General features: G+C 50.2%; 15 protein-coding genes and 6 tRNA genes. 2 read left to right on the top strand and 19 right to left on the bottom strand.

What is annotated here, in order from left to right; genetic code table 11:
- Positions 1–258 precede the first annotated feature (258 nt).
- Positions 259–741 carry a zinc ribbon-containing protein gene (locus tag BIY29_RS09960; RefSeq protein WP_121574973.1) on the top strand — a complete coding sequence of 161 codons (483 nt, stop codon included), beginning with the start codon at positions 259–261 and terminating at the stop codon, positions 739–741.
- 67 nt (positions 742–808) lie between these two features.
- Here BIY29_RS09960 and BIY29_RS09955 read toward each other — a convergent pair whose 3' ends face one another.
- The 9 genes from BIY29_RS09955 to miaB all read right to left on the bottom strand — a co-directional run bounded on the left by BIY29_RS09955 (position 809) and on the right by miaB (position 10,163).
- Positions 809–1,534: an amino acid ABC transporter ATP-binding protein gene (locus tag BIY29_RS09955; RefSeq protein ID WP_121574972.1), complete on the bottom strand. Its 726-nt coding sequence runs from the start codon at positions 1,532–1,534 to the stop codon at positions 809–811.
- Positions 1,534–2,208, bottom strand: coding sequence for a glutamate/aspartate ABC transporter permease GltK (gltK, locus tag BIY29_RS09950; protein WP_121574971.1), 675 nt, complete (start codon positions 2,206–2,208; stop codon positions 1,534–1,536). Before gltK ends, BIY29_RS09955 begins: the two co-directional genes overlap by 1 nt.
- Positions 2,209–2,949, bottom strand: coding sequence for an amino acid ABC transporter permease (locus tag BIY29_RS09945; protein ID WP_121574970.1), 741 nt, complete (start codon positions 2,947–2,949; stop codon positions 2,209–2,211). It lies immediately after the preceding gene.
- A gap of 154 nt (positions 2,950–3,103) precedes the next feature.
- A complete protein-coding gene (locus BIY29_RS09940; protein ID WP_121574969.1) occupies positions 3,104–4,003 on the bottom strand; it encodes an amino acid ABC transporter substrate-binding protein in 900 nt (299 codons plus the stop codon).
- A 389-nt stretch (positions 4,004–4,392) separates the two neighbouring features.
- Entirely contained in the window at positions 4,393–5,922 is a 1,530-nt protein-coding gene (gene lnt, locus BIY29_RS09935) for an apolipoprotein N-acyltransferase (protein WP_121574986.1), read from the bottom strand.
- 7 nt (positions 5,923–5,929) lie between these two features.
- Positions 5,930–6,808, bottom strand: a complete 879-nt coding sequence (gene corC, locus BIY29_RS09930) for a CNNM family magnesium/cobalt transport protein CorC (protein WP_121574968.1) — start codon at positions 6,806–6,808, stop codon at positions 5,930–5,932.
- 112 nt (positions 6,809–6,920) lie between these two features.
- Positions 6,921–7,400: an rRNA maturation RNase YbeY gene (gene ybeY / locus BIY29_RS09925; protein WP_121574967.1), complete on the bottom strand. Its 480-nt coding sequence runs from the start codon at positions 7,398–7,400 to the stop codon at positions 6,921–6,923.
- A complete protein-coding gene (locus BIY29_RS09920; RefSeq protein WP_121574966.1) occupies positions 7,397–8,452 on the bottom strand; it encodes a PhoH family protein in 1,056 nt (351 codons plus the stop codon). Before BIY29_RS09920 ends, ybeY begins: the two co-directional genes overlap by 4 nt.
- Positions 8,453–8,738: 286 nt before the next feature.
- The gene (miaB, locus tag BIY29_RS09915; RefSeq protein WP_121574965.1) at positions 8,739–10,163 is read right to left on the bottom strand and encodes a tRNA (N6-isopentenyl adenosine(37)-C2)-methylthiotransferase MiaB; all 1,425 of its coding nucleotides are present in this window, start codon (positions 10,161–10,163) and stop codon (positions 8,739–8,741) included.
- Between the two features lie 353 nt (positions 10,164–10,516).
- Between miaB and ubiF the strand changes: the two genes are divergently transcribed.
- The gene (gene ubiF, locus BIY29_RS09910; protein WP_121574964.1) at positions 10,517–11,683 is read left to right on the top strand and encodes a 3-demethoxyubiquinol 3-hydroxylase; all 1,167 of its coding nucleotides are present in this window, start codon (positions 10,517–10,519) and stop codon (positions 11,681–11,683) included.
- A gap of 87 nt (positions 11,684–11,770) precedes the next feature.
- Here the strand turns inward: ubiF and BIY29_RS09905 are convergent.
- The 10 genes from BIY29_RS09905 to nagB all read right to left on the bottom strand — a co-directional run bounded on the left by BIY29_RS09905 (position 11,771) and on the right by nagB (position 17,867).
- A tRNA-Gln gene (locus tag BIY29_RS09905) sits at positions 11,771–11,845 on the bottom strand.
- A gap of 6 nt (positions 11,846–11,851) precedes the next feature.
- Positions 11,852–11,928, bottom strand: a tRNA-Met gene (locus BIY29_RS09900).
- A 57-nt stretch (positions 11,929–11,985) separates the two neighbouring features.
- Positions 11,986–12,060, bottom strand: a tRNA-Gln gene (locus BIY29_RS09895).
- Between the two features lie 37 nt (positions 12,061–12,097).
- Positions 12,098–12,172 (bottom strand) — tRNA-Gln (locus BIY29_RS09890).
- 55 nt (positions 12,173–12,227) lie between these two features.
- Positions 12,228–12,312 (bottom strand) — tRNA-Leu (locus BIY29_RS09885).
- 6 nt (positions 12,313–12,318) lie between these two features.
- Positions 12,319–12,395: transfer RNA gene (locus tag BIY29_RS09880), tRNA-Met, on the bottom strand.
- Positions 12,396–12,615: 220 nt separating this feature from the next.
- Positions 12,616–14,277, bottom strand: coding sequence for an asparagine synthase B (gene asnB / locus BIY29_RS09870; RefSeq protein WP_121574962.1), 1,662 nt, complete (start codon positions 14,275–14,277; stop codon positions 12,616–12,618).
- A gap of 304 nt (positions 14,278–14,581) precedes the next feature.
- The gene (gene nagC, locus BIY29_RS09865; protein WP_121574961.1) at positions 14,582–15,805 is read right to left on the bottom strand and encodes a DNA-binding transcriptional regulator NagC; all 1,224 of its coding nucleotides are present in this window, start codon (positions 15,803–15,805) and stop codon (positions 14,582–14,584) included.
- A 21-nt stretch (positions 15,806–15,826) separates the two neighbouring features.
- A complete protein-coding gene (gene nagA, locus BIY29_RS09860; protein WP_121574960.1) occupies positions 15,827–16,984 on the bottom strand; it encodes an N-acetylglucosamine-6-phosphate deacetylase in 1,158 nt (385 codons plus the stop codon).
- Between the two features lie 82 nt (positions 16,985–17,066).
- Positions 17,067–17,867 (bottom strand): glucosamine-6-phosphate deaminase, encoded by an 801-nt coding sequence (gene nagB / locus BIY29_RS09855; RefSeq protein WP_121574959.1) that lies wholly within the window; start codon positions 17,865–17,867, stop codon positions 17,067–17,069.
- Positions 17,868–17,907: the final 40 nt, after the last annotated feature.

Raw genomic sequence — 17,907 nt, 5'->3', positions numbered from 1 at the left:
TGATTCATAACAAAAGATCCGCATAGCATAGCTGATAAGCGACTGAGGCAACAACACCCTGTTCCCGGCTGGGGAATATTTCTGATTTGTGAGAAGAAAACGAGTAAAAATCACGCAAATAGCGAGTCCGTCCCGGTTATGAAGGGGAAATAGTCTAAAATAGAGGGAGATAAATTGGATATTTGTTCGCGTTAAAGGCCGTCAGGCGCCAGGGACGTATTGCACATCGTATTTCAACCGGCATATTCAGGAGGGAGCATGAGTAAAGTAGCCCGCTACTACCGCGAGTTAATGGCTTCAGTGACGGCCCGGCTGAATAATGGTGAACGGGATATGGATGGTCTGGTGCAACGTGCCAGGGAGACGTTGCAGGCAAACTCAGAACTGACGCAAAAAGAAATTGATCAGGTGATTCAGGCCGTTCAGCGAGATCTGGCGGAGTTTGCACGTAGTTACGGTGAAAGTCAGGATGAGTTTACCGATAGCGTTTTTATGCGGGTCATTAAAGAGAGTCTCTGGCAGGAACTGGCGGATATTACGGATAAAACCCAACTGGAGTGGCGTGAAATTTTTAAGGATGTCAACCATCACGGTGTCTATCACAGCGGTGAAGTGGTGGGATTAGGCAATCTGGTGTGTGAAAAATGCCTTCATCATATCGCGTTTTATACGCCGGAAATTTTGCCGCTTTGCCCTAAATGCTCACACGATCTCTTCCACCGACAGCCTTTCCAGCCATGATGGTTTTGTGAAAAACCCAGGCCAGTAAAAGCAGAAAGCGTGCCGGGTGGCACGCTTTTTTCGGGGATCAGTGCAGGATTTTCGCCAGAAAGTCTTTCGCCCGATCAGATTGTGGATTATTAAAGAAATCGTCTTTCGGGGTATCTTCAATAATTTTTCCTTCATCCATAAAAATAACCCGGTGGGCCACTTTACGGGCAAAACCCATTTCGTGCGTTACTACCATCATGGTCATCCCTTCCTGCGCCAGTTCAACCATGACGTCCAGCACCTCGTTGATCATTTCCGGATCGAGTGCGGAAGTGGGTTCGTCAAACAGCATTGCGATGGGATCCATACATAGCGCACGGGCAATGGCGACACGCTGCTGCTGCCCGCCGGACAATTGACCGGGGTATTTGTTCGCCTGAACCGCCAGCCCAACGCGCTCCAGCAGTTTTTTCGCTTTGACCTTTGATTCTTCACGATCCCGTTTCAGCACTTTTACCTGCGCCAGCGTCAGGTTGTCGATAATGGACAGATGCGGAAACAACTCAAAATGTTGGAATACCATGCCGACTTTTGAACGTAACTGGGCCAGATTGGTTTTTTTGTCGTTAACGATGATGCCATTGACTTCAATCTCGCCTTGCTGGATAGGTTCCAGGCCGTTAACGGTTTTGATCAAGGTTGACTTACCGGAACCGGAAGGCCCGCAAACCACGACCACCTCACCTTTTTTGACTTCTGTGGAGCAGTCGGTTAGCACCTGAAATTGACCATACCATTTAGAAATATTTTTCAGGAAAATCATCAAACCGTCCTTTTTTTCAGGTAACTGACCAGCATTGATGCGCTAATGCTGATAATAAAATAGATAAATCCGGCAAACAGGATCATTTCAACTTGTGTTCCGTCACGTTCACCAATGGTGGAGGCGGTACGGAAGAAATCAGCCAGGCTGAGTACGTAAACCAGCGAGGTATCCTGAAACAGAACAATACCTTGCGTGAGAAGCAGAGGCACCATGGCGCGGAAGGCCTGCGGCAGGATCACCAGCTTCATGGATTGCCAGTGCGTCATTCCCAGCGCTAATGCCGCCGATGACTGACCACGTGATACGCTGAGTATGCCTGCGCGGATAATTTCGGAATAATAGGCTGCCTCAAATAATGAAAAAGCGACCATAGCCGAAATTAATCGAATATCGGTTTTCGGCGAAAGGCCAAGCACATTTTGTAATAAGCTCGGCACAACCAGATAGAACCACAACAGCACCATCACTAATGGCACAGAGCGGAACAGGTTAACGTATATCTTGGCGAACCAACTGATGGGTTTTATCGGCGAGAGACGCATGACCGCCAGAATCGTTCCCCAGACAATACCGACAATCACGGCGGTAATGGTGATTTTGAGCGTGACCGCCATGCCTTGCAACAGGTAGGGCAGGCTTGGCCCAATTGAGCTCCAGTCAAATTCGTACATCTATTTGCTCCCCACATTGCCCGGCAAACGGGTTTTCTGCTCTACCACCTGCATAACCAGCATAATGATGGCATTAATCCCGACATAGGCCAGCGTAATGGCGGTGAAAGACTCATACGCATGTGCAGAGTAATCCAGCAGCTTGCCAGCCTGTGCCGCCATATCCACCAGCCCAATCGTTGATGCAATGGCGGAGTTCTTGACCAGGTTGAGCATCTCGGATGTTAACGGCGGAACAACAACGCGATAGGCATTGGGTAATAAGACGTAGCGGTAAGTCTGCGGCAGCGTCAGCCCCATTGCCAGTCCTGCCGCCTGTTGACCACGCGGCAGCGACTGGATGCCCGCACGAACCTGTTCGCATACGCGAGCTGCGGTAAACAGTCCCAGGCATATCATGGAAGACAAAAAGAACTGGATATTAGGATCGAGCTCGGCCTTAAACCACATACCAATATCGACGGGCAACAACTCCGGCACCACCAGATACCAGGTAAAGAATTGCACGATCAGCGGTACGTTACGGAATAATTCAACATAGCAAGTACCAATTCCCGAAAGGAAACGATTGGGGACGGTACGTAAAATCCCAAACAGGGATCCAAGCAAAAATGCGATAATCCAGGCACAAATAGACAATGTGACCGTGACTTGCAGGCCTGACAATATCCATCCGAGATAGGTGGTATTGCCGAATGGGGCTGCTTGCAGGAATATGCCCCAGTTCCAATCTATTGACATAACTAACTCCGGTAAAAAAGGGTAGCGAAGCTACCCCGAAGATTGATGAGCGGCGATCGACATGTGATGGGGAACGACCACCACATGTCCGTCTGTCTGCCACGAATCAGCAATCATAAGGCAGAGAGATATCTGCCCTTCTTTTCATTATTAATTAGTTTAAGGCCTTATCATTTGGCGCTTTGAACAGGGCTTTCATTTCGTCGGAAAGTGCAAAGTTCAAATTGAGATCTTTTGGCGGGATGGGTTGTTTGAACCAACGATCAAACCATTTCTCCGCTTCGCCAGAGGTCTGTACTTCAGCAATGGTGTCATCAACCAGTTTCTTGAACTGCGGATCGTCTTTACGCAGCATACATCCGTATGCTTCTTCTGATTGCGCGGTGCCGACGATATCCCACTGATCTGCATTTTTGGCTTTAGCGCGTTCACCGGCCAGCAAGGCATCGTCCATCATAAAGGCCACTGCGCGACCGCTTTCCAACGTGCGGAAAGAGTCACCGTGGTCTTTGGCGCTGATGATGCGCATTTTCATCTGTTTTTCTTCGTTCAGCTTGTTCAGCAGAATTTCAGATGTTGTACCGGAAGTGACAACAACCGTTTTACCAGCCAGATCCGGGAAGTCTTTAACGCCGGAATCTTTTTTGGTTAACAAGCGGGTGCCGACAACGAAAATGGTGTTAGAGAACGCGGCTTGTTTCTGGCGTTCCAGATTGTTGGTCGTCGATCCGCATTCCAGATCGAACGTCCCATTCTGTAACAATGGAATACGGTTTTGAGAGGTGACGGGCAGCAGCTTAACCTGTAGGTTAGGCGCATCCAATTTTTCCCTAATGGCGTCTACGATTTTATCCGCATAGGCCTGAGAGTAGCCGACAACTTTTTGCTGGTTATCGTAGTAAGAAAAAGGAACGGAAGATTCACGATGACCGATAACGATAACGCCATTATCTTTTACTTTTTTCAGCGTACCCGTCAGCTCTTCGGCTTGGGCAGCCAGGCTGGCTGTGGTGCCAAGCAGAAGCAGTGATAGTGCCAGTTTACGCATTTGCATGTTCTAACTCCTTTGCTGTAGTTGTGGCGCTGTAATTGTGGCTCTATAAAGTTGTGCCGCTAAATTAATGATAACGCTCTGATGCTTCTGCGGCATGAAAATCATGCACCGCGAAAGAGCGAAGTAACGACATATGCTGTTAAAAATAGCTTATTGTAAATGATTTGATATGCAAATGTTTATTTTTTACAAAGCGTCTCGCACCATATGGTGGCAATAAAATCACTTCGCACAAAAACGGTGCACTATATGCCCTAAAGCTGTGCTGTACCGAAGCGAAACGATAAAAAACATTGAGACAACCATTTACAATATGTTTAACAGGCAAAGATCATGCCATATATAACTAAAGGCATCCATTAACATGCCTTTAGTTGGAGAGACGAGGATTAACGGCGACGCCAGCTGAATATAATGGCGATAAAGCCGAACAGCAGGCTGATAACCCATAGCGGCCAGGAGCCGAAACGGGCATAGGGCGTGAGTCCGGAAGCGGGAACTATCTGGGTATCCAGTACTGCGCGAGTAAATTGCGGCAAGCTGGCGCTGATTTCACCGTCGGGAGCAATCACGGCAGTAACGCCATTGTTGGTGCCGCGAACCAAAGGACGGCCTAATTCCAGCGCACGCATCCGTGCCATCTGGAAGTGCTGCCACGGCCCGATAGAGTGGCCGAACCAGGCATCGTTCGAGATGGTTAACAGCATATCCGTGTCTTCCCGGAAGTTATCACGCATCTGCTGGCCCAGAATAATTTCATAGCAGATGGCTGACGTCAGCTTATAGCCGTTGACTGTTAGCTGAGGTTGGCGGTAATTGCCGCGGCTGAAAGAGGACATCGGCAAATCAAAGAGCGGAGCCAGCGGGCGCAGCAGTGTCTCCAGGGGGACGAATTCGCCAAATGGAACCAGGTGATGCTTGTTGTAGCGGTTGCTGGTCGGGTAGTGATAAGGCGTTTTATCACCGAGCACAATAATACTGTTGTAATAATCAAACTGAGTGCCATTGTGGCGCGAATCAACAATGCCAGTGACCAGACTGCTATTGTGGCTGCGCAGTAAATCGTCGATCTGAGTGAGGTAAGCCCCCTGATTGCTTTCGACATCGGGAACCGCGGATTCCGGCCAGATGATAATCGGCGCCTTTTCCATATAGGGCAGGCTGTTATCGAGGTAAATACGCAGCGTACTCAGTAGCTGATCCGGGTTCCACTTTACTTCCTGTGGGATATTCCCCTGTACCAGCGCAACATTGACCGTGCGTTCGGGCAGCAGATTGAACCATTTGATATTACGTAACGGCCACGGCAAGGCGAGCAGCGCCAGGGCGATAACCGCAGGCCCTATCCTGCGCTGATACCACGCGAAAACCAACAGTCCACTGATGCTTATCAGCATGAAGGTAATGGTATCGACGCCAAGAATAGGCGCAATGCCTTTCAGCGGCCCGTTAATCTGGCTGTAGCCAAACTGTAGCCACGGAAAGCCGGTGAGCACCCATCCGCGCAGGAATTCCGTCAACTGCCATAACACGGGGGCGGCGATTGCCAGCCGCCACCAGGTGGTTTTCGGCCATAAACGTGAGATCAGTGCGGAAAAGAGTAAGGGATAGAGTGCCAGATAGGCGGCCAGCAGTATGACAAGCGCGATATTGATCGGCCCGGGCATACCGCCAAACTGGGAGATGCTGACGTACACCCAGTTGACGCCGCTGCCGAACAGGCCAAATCCCCAACTGAAACCAATCCCGGCTGACTGGCGTACGGTACGGTTCAGCGTCAGCGTTTGCAATCCCATTAACGAGATCAACGCAGCCAGCCAGACGTCAAATGGAGAGAAGGCCAGCGTGCCGCAGGCGCCGAACAAGAGCGCCAGCAAGATGCGAACCTGCTGGCGTTGCAGTAAAGAGGCTACAGGCATGTTAAATTCAATCTTCCAGGTGCGGTTGAGGCGCATTGTCAGGGATTCTGACGTGTACCTGAATGATACGACGGCTGTCAGCCATAGCAACTTTAAACAGGTAACCTTCTATTTCAATGGTTTCCCCGCGGGCAGGTAGATGGCCGAAAGACTGCATGATTAAGCCGCCGATGGTATCCACCTCTTCATCGCTGAACTGTGTACCAAACGCTTCATTGAAATCTTCAATATCGGTAAGGGCGCGGACGGTATAGGTTTGACGGTTGAGCTGGCGAATATCACGATCTTCTTCGTCGTCGTATTCGTCTTCAATTTCACCCACAATCAATTCTAGAATGTCTTCAATGGTCACCAGCCCAGAGACGCCGCCAAATTCGTCAATCACGATGGCCATGTGATAGCGTAGCGAGCGGAATTCATTGAGCATCCGGTCAACGCGTTTGCTCTCCGGCACCACCACTGCGGAGCGCAGCACTTTGTCCATGCTGAATGGCTCGGACTCGCTGCGCATAAACGGCAGCAGATCTTTGGCCATCAGGATCCCTTCAATATGATCTTTGTCTTCGCTGATCACCGGAAAGCGGGAGTGGGCGGATTCGATGATGACATCCAGGCACTCTTCCAGCGTCTGATTGTGTTTCAGGGTAATCATTTGTGAACGCGGGATCATGATGTCGCGCACGCGCTGTTCAGCGATATCCATCACGCCTTCAAGCATATCGCGGGTTTCCGGATCAATCAGATCGTTCTGTTCCGAATCACGGATGAGCGTCAGCAGATCATTACGATCTTTGGGCTCACCATGAAAAAGCTGATTGAGAATAAGGGAAAAGAAACCCTTCTTGGGACTGGGGCTGTCGCTGTTTTGAGAATGGTCGTCGCTCATGGCGTTTTAATTAATATCACTCATGTTAATGGATCATTATCAACAGGCTGGGAATAATAACGATGCAGCCTGACTGACGTAATATAAAACTGGATAAAACAAATCGGGTTATTTAGTCGGCAAGGCCATCTTTCTCTGCAAGATAGGGATCGGCATACCCCATGTTTTGCATAATCTCCGTTTCCAGCGCTTCCATCTCTTCGGCTTCGCTGTCTTCGATATGGTCATAACCTAGCAGATGCAGGCTACCATGCACAACCATATGTGCCCAATGCTCCTCCAGCGTCTTTTCCTGTTCCGCCGCTTCCCGTTCAACCACCTGTCGGCAGATGATCAAATCGCCCAGCAGAGGCAGCTCTACTTCCGGCGGTGCTTCAAACGGGAAGGAGAGCACATTGGTCGGTTTATCCTTACCCCGGTAGGTGTGATTCAGGTGGTGACTTTCCGCCTCGTCAACGATGCGGATTGTCACCTCTGAAACGTCCTGAAACTGGGGCAGAACTCCTTCCAGCCAGCGTTGAAAATCCTTTTCATCAGGCAATCCCTGTGCCTGTTCGCAGGCGATCTGTAAATCAAGAATGACCTGACTCATTTATGTTCCTGCTCCGAAGTCGACTGCGCTTCACGTTTACGCTGTTCAGTCAGGGCGTCTTTGCGTTTTTGGTCGGCAAGCTCCCAGGCTTCGTAGGCGTTGACGATTCGGGCCACAACCGGGTGGCGCACGACATCTTCGCTATTAAAAAAGTTAAAGCTGATCTCCTCGACATTAGCCAGCACTTCAATAGCATGGCGCAGACCGGATTTCTGGTTGCGTGGCAGGTCAATCTGCGTCACGTCACCGGTAATCACTGCTTTGGAATTAAAGCCGATACGGGTCAGGAACATTTTCATCTGTTCGATGCTGGTGTTCTGACTTTCATCCAGAATGATAAACGCATCGTTCAAGGTACGACCACGCATGTAGGCTAAAGGCGCCACCTCGATCACATTGCGTTCGATCAGCTTTTCGACTTTCTCAAACCCCAGCATTTCAAACAGCGCGTCATACAACGGACGCAGATAAGGATCGACTTTCTGGCTCAGGTCACCGGGCAGAAACCCCAGCTTTTCACCGGCTTCAACCGCCGGGCGGGTCAGCAGAATACGGCGGATCTCCTGACGCTCCAGGGCATCAACGGCAGCCGCCACGGCCAGATAGGTTTTCCCTGTCCCCGCAGGGCCCACGCCAAAGGTGATGTCGTGGTCGAGCACGTTGGCAATATACTGCGCCTGATTGGGGGTGCGCGGTTTAATCACGCCACGCTTGGTTCGGATATTAATGGCCTTACCGTAATCAGGAATACTTTCGGCGGATTGTTCCAACACGCGAGATTCTTTAATCGCGAGGTGAATTTGCTCGGGTTCAATATCGCCAATGGCGCCACGTACAGGTGCGGTATCGACATACAGACGTTGCAGAATATCAGCGGCGGCCTCAACACAGAGCGCTTTGCCTACCAGCTTGAATTTATTATCCCGCCGACTAATTTCGATACCTAAACGGCGCTCCATCAGTTTAATGTTGTCATCAAACGGGCCGCAGAGGTTGAGCAGGCGTTGATTATCCGCAGGGTCAAGGGCAATCTCTTTTGTCGTTACGTTCAAATTATTCCTCGTTGGGCTTTATCGCACAGGCCGAGTGCAGGCCTGTATCAGATTGCGCAGTTTTCGCTGCACCAGATTTATGAATTATTTATCGCTAATGCCAAATGGTGCAAGTAGCAATATCTATATTGGGATGCCGCTTCGCAAAACCAATTGCAACAACAGGGCCGGGAGCGTTTTTTAACATTATGAAGTAACGGCTCTCAGGGGGGGACAGGGATAGCCCGCCATAAAAAATGGGCGGCAATGCCACCCACAATGAAGATGTTGCCTGTTCTGACGACAGTTAAGGCTGGTAGATACCCACGCCGATTTCGTTCTCTTTACGGGTACGGGCAATAACGGCGGAAGGAGATTCATGAACGCGTAAATCCATTTGATCTTCGGTTCGCACGACGATACCGCGTAATGAATTAGGGTAAACGTCAACGATTTCCACATCGACAAATTTACCAATCATATCGGGCGATCCTTCAAAGTTAACCACACGGTTGTTCTCCGTGCGTCCGGACAGCTCCATCACGCTCTTACGCGATGTGCCTTCCACCAGAATACGCTGAATGGTTCCCTGCATACGGCGGCTGAACTGCATTGCCTGTTGGCTGATACGCTCTTGCAGGATGTAAAGACGCTGTTTTTTCTCTTCTTCCGGTACGTCGTCGACCATGTCCGCCGCTGGCGTTCCCGGTCGCGCAGAATAAATGAAGCTGAAACTCATATCGAAATTCACATCGGCAATCAACTTCATGGTTTGTTCAAAGTCAGCCTGGGTTTCACCGGGAAAACCGATAATAAAGTCTGAGCTGACCTGAATTCCTGGTCGCGCATTATGCAGCTTGCGGATAATCGACTTGTATTCGAGTGCGGTATGACGGCGTTTCATCATGGTCAGCACACGGTCAGACCCGCTTTGTACCGGCAAATGCAGGAAGCTCACCAGTTCCGGCGTGTCTTCATAAACGCTGATGATGTCGTCGGTAAATTCAATCGGATGACTGGTGGTGAAACGAATACGATCGATGCCGTCAATCGCCGCCACCAGACGCAGCAGTTCCGCGAATGAGCAGATTTCACCGTTGTAAGTCGCGCCACGGTAGGCGTTAACGTTCTGCCCCAGCAGGTTCACTTCACGTACGCCTTGTTCCGCCAGTTGCGCAATTTCAAACAACACATCATCGCACGGGCGGCTGACTTCTTCGCCGCGCGTATAGGGCACGACGCAAAAGGTACAGTATTTATTACAGCCTTCCATAATGGAGACAAATGCCGTCGGCCCTTCCGCTTTTGGCTCCGGCAGACGGTCAAACTTCTCAATTTCCGGGAAGCTGATATCCACGATCGGACTGCGGGTCCCTTGTACGTGATTAATCATTTCCGGCAGGCGGTGTAATGTCTGAGGGCCAAAAATGACATCAACATAGTGCGCACGTTCACGGATGTGCGCCCCTTCCTGTGAAGCCACACAGCCGCCAACACCGATAATCAGATTTGGGTTGATATCCTTCAGCGCTTTCCAGCGGCCAAGTTGATGGAAGACCTTTTCCTGCGCCTTTTCACGGATAGAACAGGTATTCAGCAGCAGAACATCGGCCTCTTCCGCGACCTCGGTTAGTTCATAACCGTGCGTACTTCCCAGTAAGTCAGCCATCTTGGATGAGTCGTACTCGTTCATCTGACAGCCCCAGGTTTTAATATGCAGTTTTTTTGTCATCGACTTGCCATTACTCAGTGCGGGTAAGAAAGCTTTCCCTTTATTCGGGGCGCGTATTGTAATCTTTTGCCGTCGTTGTGACCAGAGTCCGAAAATTTTCGTTTTTGTAAAAAAACGACGGATCGATAAAGCATTCGCTTTTCTGAAAAAGTCATCTGAAATCCAGTACACTGCTTTTATGTATCTTTTGCTGTTATTAAGCATAGACCCTAAATAATTCGAGTTGCAGGAAGACGGCAAGGGAAGGAGTCCCGATGAGCTTACTCAGGTAAGTGATTTGGGTGACTGAGCGCAGCCAACACACATGCAACTTGAAGTATGACGGGCATAGACAGATTAGGGATGAAACCAGTATGCATCATGATGCGATTGTTGTCGGGGGCGGAATGGTGGGCGCTGCCGCCGCATTGGGACTGGCCCGGAATGGGTTTCGGGTGGCCGTTATTGAGCATGAACGGCCGGTGCCGTTTGATATTGCCAGCTTGCCAGACCTGCGTATATCGGCAATTGGGTATGCATCCGTTGCGCTGTTAAAGCAATTGGGGGCCTGGCAACGGGTTCAGCAGATGCGGAGTGCGCCTTATCGCCGCCTGGAAACGTGGGAATGGGAGAATGCCCGTGTGGTGTTTAATGCGGCGGATATCCATTTGCCTGAACTGGGTTTTATGGTGGAAAACCGGGTATTGCAATTGGCGCTGTGGGAATGCCTGAGTGATGTGGACACTTGCCAGTGTTATTGCCCGGGCAACCTGAAAAGTCTGCAACGGACGAAAGAGGGCTGGCTTCTTCAGCTTGATGATGGGCAAGTCCTGACGGCGAAGCTGGTGATAGGTGCGGACGGGGCCAATTCTCAGGTACGGCAAATGGCAGGGATTGGTATCAGCGGCTGGCAGTACCGTCAGTCCTGCATGTTGATAAGTGTTGAGATGTCATCGCCGCAGCAGGATGTTACCTGGCAACATTTTACGCCAGCCGGCCCGCGTGCGTTTTTACCGCTGTTTGACTGCTGGGGATCGCTGGTATGGTATGACCGCCCCCAGAGGATCCGCCAGCTTCAGACTATGCCGCTAACACAGCTGGATAAAGAGATTGCTGCGACTTTCCCTGAGCGCCTGGGGGCGGTTAAATCGCTGTCTGCCGGTTCGTTTCCGCTGGTGCGCCGCCACGCGCACCAGTATGTTCAACAGGGGCTGGCATTACTGGGTGATGCCGCACATACCATCAATCCGCTGGCGGGACAGGGCGTTAATCTGGGCTATCGGGACGTGGATGCGTTGCTTGACGTTTTAATGCGCGCCCGCGATGCGGGCGAGGAGTGGTATTCAGAGCGGGTATTACGCCGCTACCAGTGCCGCCGTATGCCTGATAACCTGCTGATGCAAAGCGGAATGGATTTATTCTATAACGCCTTCAGCAATTCTTTACCGCCATTGAGCCTTGCTCGCAATCTGGCTTTGATGGCCGCACAACGTGCTGGAAAGCTTAAACTACAGGCCTTGAAATACGCCATCGGTGTTTAATTGAGTAGTCTTTGTCGCCACACATAAGAAAACGGGGCGACGTCTTGCGACTATCGCCCCATAACTTGCTGTTTTATCAGCTTTATTTGGCTGGGGTACGAGGATTCGAACCTCGGAATGCCGGAATCAGAATCCGGTGCCTTACCGCTTGGCGATACCCCAAAAATGTGGTGGCTACGACGGGAATCGAACCTGTGACCCCAGCATTATGAGTGCTGTGCTCTAACCAGCTGAGCTACGTAGCCGAATCGTACTACCATTTTTTGTTATATTACAACAAAAATCTTTAATTATCAAACATATGGCTGGGGTACCTGGATTCGAACCAGGGAATGCTGGTATCAAAAACCAGTGCCTTACCGCTTGGCGATACCCCAACAGGGCAAAAACTTTTCAGTATTGCTGTTTAAAGTATGGCTGGGGTACCAGGATTCGAACCTGGGAATGCTGGTATCAAAAACCAGTGCCTTACCGCTTGGCGATACCCCAAAATGCTATAAAACGACTAACAGCTTCGAGAAGCCATTTCAAACCGTGAAAGTAATGGTGCGGGAGGCGAGACTTGAACTCGCACACCTTGCGGCGCCAGAACCTAAATCTGGTGCGTCTACCAATTTCGCCACTCCCGCAAAAGATGGTGGCTACGACGGGAATCGAACCTGTGACCCCAGCATTATGAGTGCTGTGCTCTAACCAGCTGAGCTACGTAGCCATCTTTTCCGCGTCACCTTCATCGGCGTTGCGGGGCGCATTATGCGTAGTTGGTCTAATTGCGTCAACAAATTTTTTCCCGAAAAGCGCATACAAAGAGCCGTTTGTTTGGGTTGTGAACAGTCTGGTGAGAAAAGCGCCAAAAAGCAGGCTTTCCTGATAAATCAAACAGAAAAACGGGCCTGCGCGGCCCGTTGTCGTGAGAAAAACAAAACCAGTGATCAGTATGCAGACTGGTGCACGCCAACCGCACGGCCAGATGGATCATCCATCTTTTTGAAGGATTCATCCCATTCAATGGCTTTAGCCGAAGAACAGGCGACAGATGGGCCGCCCGGCACACATTCTGCGGCGCTGGGAACCGGGAATAGCTCTTCGAAGATTTCACGGTACAGATAGCCTTCTTTGGAGGTAGGCGTGTTGTACGGGAAACGGAAATGCGCGGTTTCCAACTGTTGGTCGCTAACCTGTTGAGCGGCAACTTCTTTCAGTGTATCGATCCAGCTATAGCCGACACCGTCAGAGAATTGCTCTTTCTGACGCCATGCGACGCTGTGCGGTAAGTATGATTCAAAGCATTCGCGCAGAATGTGTTTTTCCATTTTACCGTTGCCGCACATTTTGTCGCGAGGGTTGATACGCATTGCCACATCAAGGAATTTTTTATCCAGGAACGGCACACGAGCTTCCACGCCCCAGGCTGACATGGCCTTGTTGGCACGGGCGCAGTCATACTGGTGCAGCGCCAGTAATTTGCGCACAGTTTCTTCGTGCAGCTCTTTGGCGTTTGGCGCTTTGTGGAAATACAAATATCCACCAAACACTTCGTCAGAACCTTCACCAGACAGAACCATTTTAATGCCCATTGCTTTGATTTTACGGGACATCAGGTACATCGGCGTAGACGCGCGAATAGTGGTAACATCATAGGTTTCAATGTGATAAATCACATCACGAATCGCATCCAATCCTTCCTGTACCGTGAAATGGATTTCGTGGTGGACGGTGCCCAGATGATCGGCAACTTCCTGCGCCGCTTTTAAATCGGGCGCGCCTTCCAGGCCAACGGCAAAGGAGTGCAGTTGCGGCCACCAGGCTTCACTACGCTCGTCGTCTTCAACGCGGCGAGCGGCATATTTTTTAGTAATGGCGGAGATAACAGAGGAGTCCAGGCCGCCAGAGAGCAGAACACCGTAAGGCACATCGGACATCAGGTGGCTTTTTACCGATTCTTCCAGCGCGTCACGCAGGGCGCTGGCATCGGTTTCGTTATCTTTTACATTTTCATAATCGAACCAGTCACGATGATAGTATTCGCGGATTTCTCCGTCCTTGCTCCACAGATAGCTGCCAGCAGGGAACTCTTTAATCGTACGGCACACGGGAACCAGCGATTTCATTTCTGAAGCCACATAGAAGTTACCGAACTCATCGTAGCCCATGTACAACGGGATGATGCCCAGGTGATCGCGACCGATCAGATAAGCATCTTTTTCACTGTCGTAGAGTGCGAAGGCAAACATACCTTGCAGGTCGTCCAGAAATTCCGGGCCTTTTTCCTGATACAGCGCCAGGATAACTTCGCAATCGGAGCCAGTCTGGAACGTGTAACGGTCGCCATATTGCTGACGCAACGCCTGATGGTTATAAATTTCACCGTTAACAGCCAGAACGTGGGTACGCTCAACGTTGTACAATGGTTGAGCACCGGTGTTCACGTCAACGATGGACAGGCGTTCATGGGCCAGAATCGCTTTATCACTGGCGTAAACGCCGGACCAGTCAGGCCCGCGGTGACGCATTAAGCGTGATAATTCCAGCGCTTTCTTACGCAGTTCAACAGGATCGGTTTTAAGATCGAGCACACCGAAAATAGAACACATAGATAACTCCCTCAGTTCACTTGTACGACCAAGCGACGAATTGTTTCAGATTAACCCGATGCAACGTACGAATACCAATGTCGTATTCCGTTGTACCCGCATCATGATTACAGATGCCGTGTCAGTGACATTGATTTAGCATCAAAATGCCATAAGAATTCAATATCATCTAATGAAAAAAGCTATGTTGATGCTATTTGAATAATTTATATGGCGCTTTGATGAATAATCGATAATTTGCCCTGGCAGAATCGCTGGGTTTTTAGCGATCCCATACCTCGGCATTGAGGGGGGAATCCGGCAATCAGTGATTTTCCAGCAAATGTTGCAATAAAACACCGTTTAGCATCGCTCGTTTTACCAGCGCAAAGGCGCCAATCGCAGAGAGGTGGTTCAGACTGGACACTTCAACGGGCAGGTTATGACGGAAATCTTTCAGTACCTGCGCATTAATACAGCGTTGAATGGCTGGCAGCAAGATTTTTTCGGCCTCGGTAATTTCACCGGCAATCACGACTTTTTGCGGATTGAACAGGTTGATGGCGATAGATAGGGCTTTACCCAAATATTGTCCTGCATGTTCAATGACTTCTCGCGCCAGTATATCGCCCCGGTTGGCGGCTTTGCAGATCGTTGAAATAGTACAGTTGTCTGCTGCTAGCTTACTTGGGTAGCCTTGCTGTAATAAATGTTGCACCCGTTGTTCGATAGCCGCATTAGCGACGACCGTTTCCAGACAGCCAAAATTGCCGCAGTGACATCTCTCCCCCAGCGCATCAATCTGAATATGGCCGATCTCCCCAACGTTGCCATTATTGCCGAGAAATATTTGCCCGTTAACCAGAATACCCGCGCCCGTACCTCGATGGACACGCACCAGGATCGAATCCGGCGAGTCGTGCGTTACGCCAAAGTAATGTTCGGCCAGCGCCAGGCTGCGAATATCATGGCCGACAAAGCTGGTCACAAGGAAATGGCGCTGAATATTGTCGACCAGCGGCCAGTTGTTGACATGGATATGCGGCATGTAACGGACAATACCGGCCAGCGGGTCGACCAGACCTGGCAGTACCACGGAAATGGCTATCAATTCGCGGATACGGTGTTGATAGTTATCAACAAAGTGGCCGATGGCTTTAAACAGCGCGGTTTCCAGCGTTTCCTGCGTTTTTTCCGGCAGGTTGTAGTGTTCTTCCCCTAAGGATTTGCCCTGCAAATCGTAGAGCGCAATAGTGGCATCATGACGCCCGAGGCGCACGGCAATGGTATGAAACGAGCGCGTTTCGGTAACAATGGAAATGGCGCGCCTGCCGCCGGTTGAAGCCTGTTGGTCAACCTCTTTAATTAACCCGCGCTCCAGCAACTGACGGGTGATTTTAGTGACACTGGCGGGGGCAAGCTGGCTCTGTTCTGCAATCTGTATCCGTGAAATAGGGCCTTGTCGATCAATAAGGCGGTACACCACCGCACTGTTTAGTTGTTTAACCAGATCAACATTCCCTATCAGCGCTTGTCCGCCTATGCTCATGAAAAAGTTACTCGCATGTAGTCAATGAGTTGTCACCGTTAACACATCGTTGCCGTTAACAAACGTTTTGAGAATATGATAATTACGGTCAAAAACGGTCAAATTAGCCACTTTCCCGTTTTCAATGCTGCCTAGCAGCTTGTCTGTGCCGATGGCGCGTGCCGGATAAAGCGTTGCCATCCTAAGCGCTTCATCCAGCGGGATCCCCGCCTGTTCCACACAGTTGCGTACCGCTTCCATCATTGTGAGGGCCGAACCGCTGAGGACACCGTTTTCATCCACGCACAGACCATCACGATAGTATATGGTTTTACCGGCAAAAATGAACTGCTCAATCGTCGATCCTGCCGGTGCCACGGCGTCGGTAACCAGCACCAGCTTTTCCCCTTTAATCCGTTTACTGTTACGGATGTTGGCCCAGTTAACGTGAAAGCCGTCTGCAATTATGCCGCAATAGATTTCCGGTGCATCATAAATGGCGCCGACCAGACCGGGTTCGCGGCCTGTCAGATAAGGCATGGCATTAAACAGGTGGGTAGCAAAGCGAATACCGGAGGCAAAGCCTTGTTTGGCCTGTTCCCAGGTGGCGTTGGAGTGACCAGCGGAAACTACGATGCCCGCTTCGGTTAGCTGATGGATTATCGCTGACGTTACTTTCTCCGGGGCAAGCGTGACTTTGATGATGACATCAGCATTTTTACACAGAAAATCTACTAATTCCTGCGTCGGTTGACGAATCAAGGCCGCATTATGCGTTCCTTTTTTGATCACGTTCAACCAGGGGCCTTCGAGGTGCAGACCCAGAGCCTGATGTTTGTTCTGTGCCAGATAGGCACGCATAACATTCACACTATGCCTCATAAATTCATCGTTGGAAGTGATAAGTGTCGGTAAAAAACTGGTGCAGCCGGATTTCAGGTTGGTCATATGCATGGTTTCCAGCGTTTGAACCGAGATGGCTTCCAGCGAGTCATTGAACTGCACGCCGCCGCAGCCGTTTAACTGTAGATCAATAAATCCGGGCGCGAGCAGCGCGCCGCCAATATCATGTTTTTCCATCCCTTCGGGCAGCTCGCCAACGGGGCAAACGTTATCTATCAGACCATTGGCAATCACAACGGCATGATTATCAAGCACCTGGTGGCCGGTGTAGATCCGGCCATTTGTTAAGGCGTACATCATCAACTCCTTGCTATACCCATCTATCTTTCGTGTTGCAGGCATATTGGCTTCCCGCACCTTGAAATCCATTGGATACAGATTAAAGATTTTTCATATTTTCCGTTTCTAACTCACGGAAATATTTAACGGTTTTGACTTTAAGTTCCATCGTAGAAGGCTCGTCGCATACCATTACTGCTTTAGCATGGAGTTGCAGACAACTGATGGTCCACATATGGTTTACATTTCCTTCTACCGCAGCCTGTAATGCCTGTGCTTTGTTGCGTCCGGTGACCAGAATCATCACTTCTTCGGCATCAAGCAGAGTACCAACGCCAACCGTAAGGGCAAATTTCGGCACCAGATTGACGTCGCCACCAAAGAAACGGGAGTTGGCGAGGCGAGTCTCTTCCGTCAGGGTTTTGATACGAGTCCGGGAAGCTAAAGAAGAGGCGGGTTCATTGAAGGCAATGTGTCCGTCATTTCCTACGCCACCCATGAACAGGTGGATCTTACCGTAAGACTTGATTTTCTCTTCGTAACGGCGACATTCTTCTGCAATGTCCTGCGCATTACCGTTCAGCAGGTTAATGTTTTCCGGCGGAATATCAACGTGATTAAAAAAATTCTGATGCATAAAGCTACGGTAGCTTTCGGGGTGATCGCCGGGCAGACCAACATATTCATCCATATTGAATGTCACAACGTGCTTAAAACTTACCTGCCCGGCTTGATGCATATCTACCAGCGCTTTGTAGGCTTCCAGCGGTGAACTGCCGGTGGGCAGGCCCAGAATAAACGGGCGGCTTCTGCTGGGGTTAAAGTCGTTAATTCGCTGGACGATATAATGTGCGGCCCATTTGCCGACTTCAGCCGGGGTGGTTAGAGGGATGAGTCTCATCAGTGGTCTCCTGATCGTTCGATAGCGATAAAAAAAGTAT

This window comes from Brenneria alni, assembly GCF_003666245.1.
Classification (GTDB): Bacteria; Pseudomonadota; Gammaproteobacteria; order Enterobacterales; family Enterobacteriaceae; genus Brenneria; species Brenneria alni.
The sequence above is the reverse complement of the archived record's forward strand: the minus strand, read 5'-3'. Positions and strand labels throughout refer to the sequence as shown.

Coding starts and splice junctions, on each gene's coding strand:
- miaB (WP_121574965.1), bottom strand. CDS start 10,163: ATGACAAAAAAACTGCATATTAAAACCTGGGGCTGTCAGATGAACGAG.
- gltK (WP_121574971.1), bottom strand. CDS start 2,208: ATGTACGAATTTGACTGGAGCTCAATTGGGCCAAGCCTGCCCTACCTG.
- BIY29_RS09945 (WP_121574970.1), bottom strand. CDS start 2,949: ATGTCAATAGATTGGAACTGGGGCATATTCCTGCAAGCAGCCCCATTC.
- BIY29_RS09940 (WP_121574969.1), bottom strand. CDS start 4,003: ATGCAAATGCGTAAACTGGCACTATCACTGCTTCTGCTTGGCACCACA.
- lnt (WP_121574986.1), bottom strand. CDS start 5,922: ATGCCTGTAGCCTCTTTACTGCAACGCCAGCAGGTTCGCATCTTGCTG.
- corC (WP_121574968.1), bottom strand. CDS start 6,808: ATGAGCGACGACCATTCTCAAAACAGCGACAGCCCCAGTCCCAAGAAG.
- nagA (WP_121574960.1), bottom strand. CDS start 16,984: ATGTACGCCTTAACAAATGGCCGGATCTACACCGGCCACCAGGTGCTT.
- nagC (WP_121574961.1), bottom strand. CDS start 15,805: ATGAGCATAGGCGGACAAGCGCTGATAGGGAATGTTGATCTGGTTAAA.
- asnB (WP_121574962.1), bottom strand. CDS start 14,277: ATGTGTTCTATTTTCGGTGTGCTCGATCTTAAAACCGATCCTGTTGAA.
- BIY29_RS09960 (WP_121574973.1), top strand. CDS start 259: ATGAGTAAAGTAGCCCGCTACTACCGCGAGTTAATGGCTTCAGTGACG.
- nagB (WP_121574959.1), bottom strand. CDS start 17,867: ATGAGACTCATCCCTCTAACCACCCCGGCTGAAGTCGGCAAATGGGCC.
- BIY29_RS09955 (WP_121574972.1), bottom strand. CDS start 1,534: ATGATTTTCCTGAAAAATATTTCTAAATGGTATGGTCAATTTCAGGTG.
- ubiF (WP_121574964.1), top strand. CDS start 10,517: ATGCATCATGATGCGATTGTTGTCGGGGGCGGAATGGTGGGCGCTGCC.
- ybeY (WP_121574967.1), bottom strand. CDS start 7,400: ATGAGTCAGGTCATTCTTGATTTACAGATCGCCTGCGAACAGGCACAG.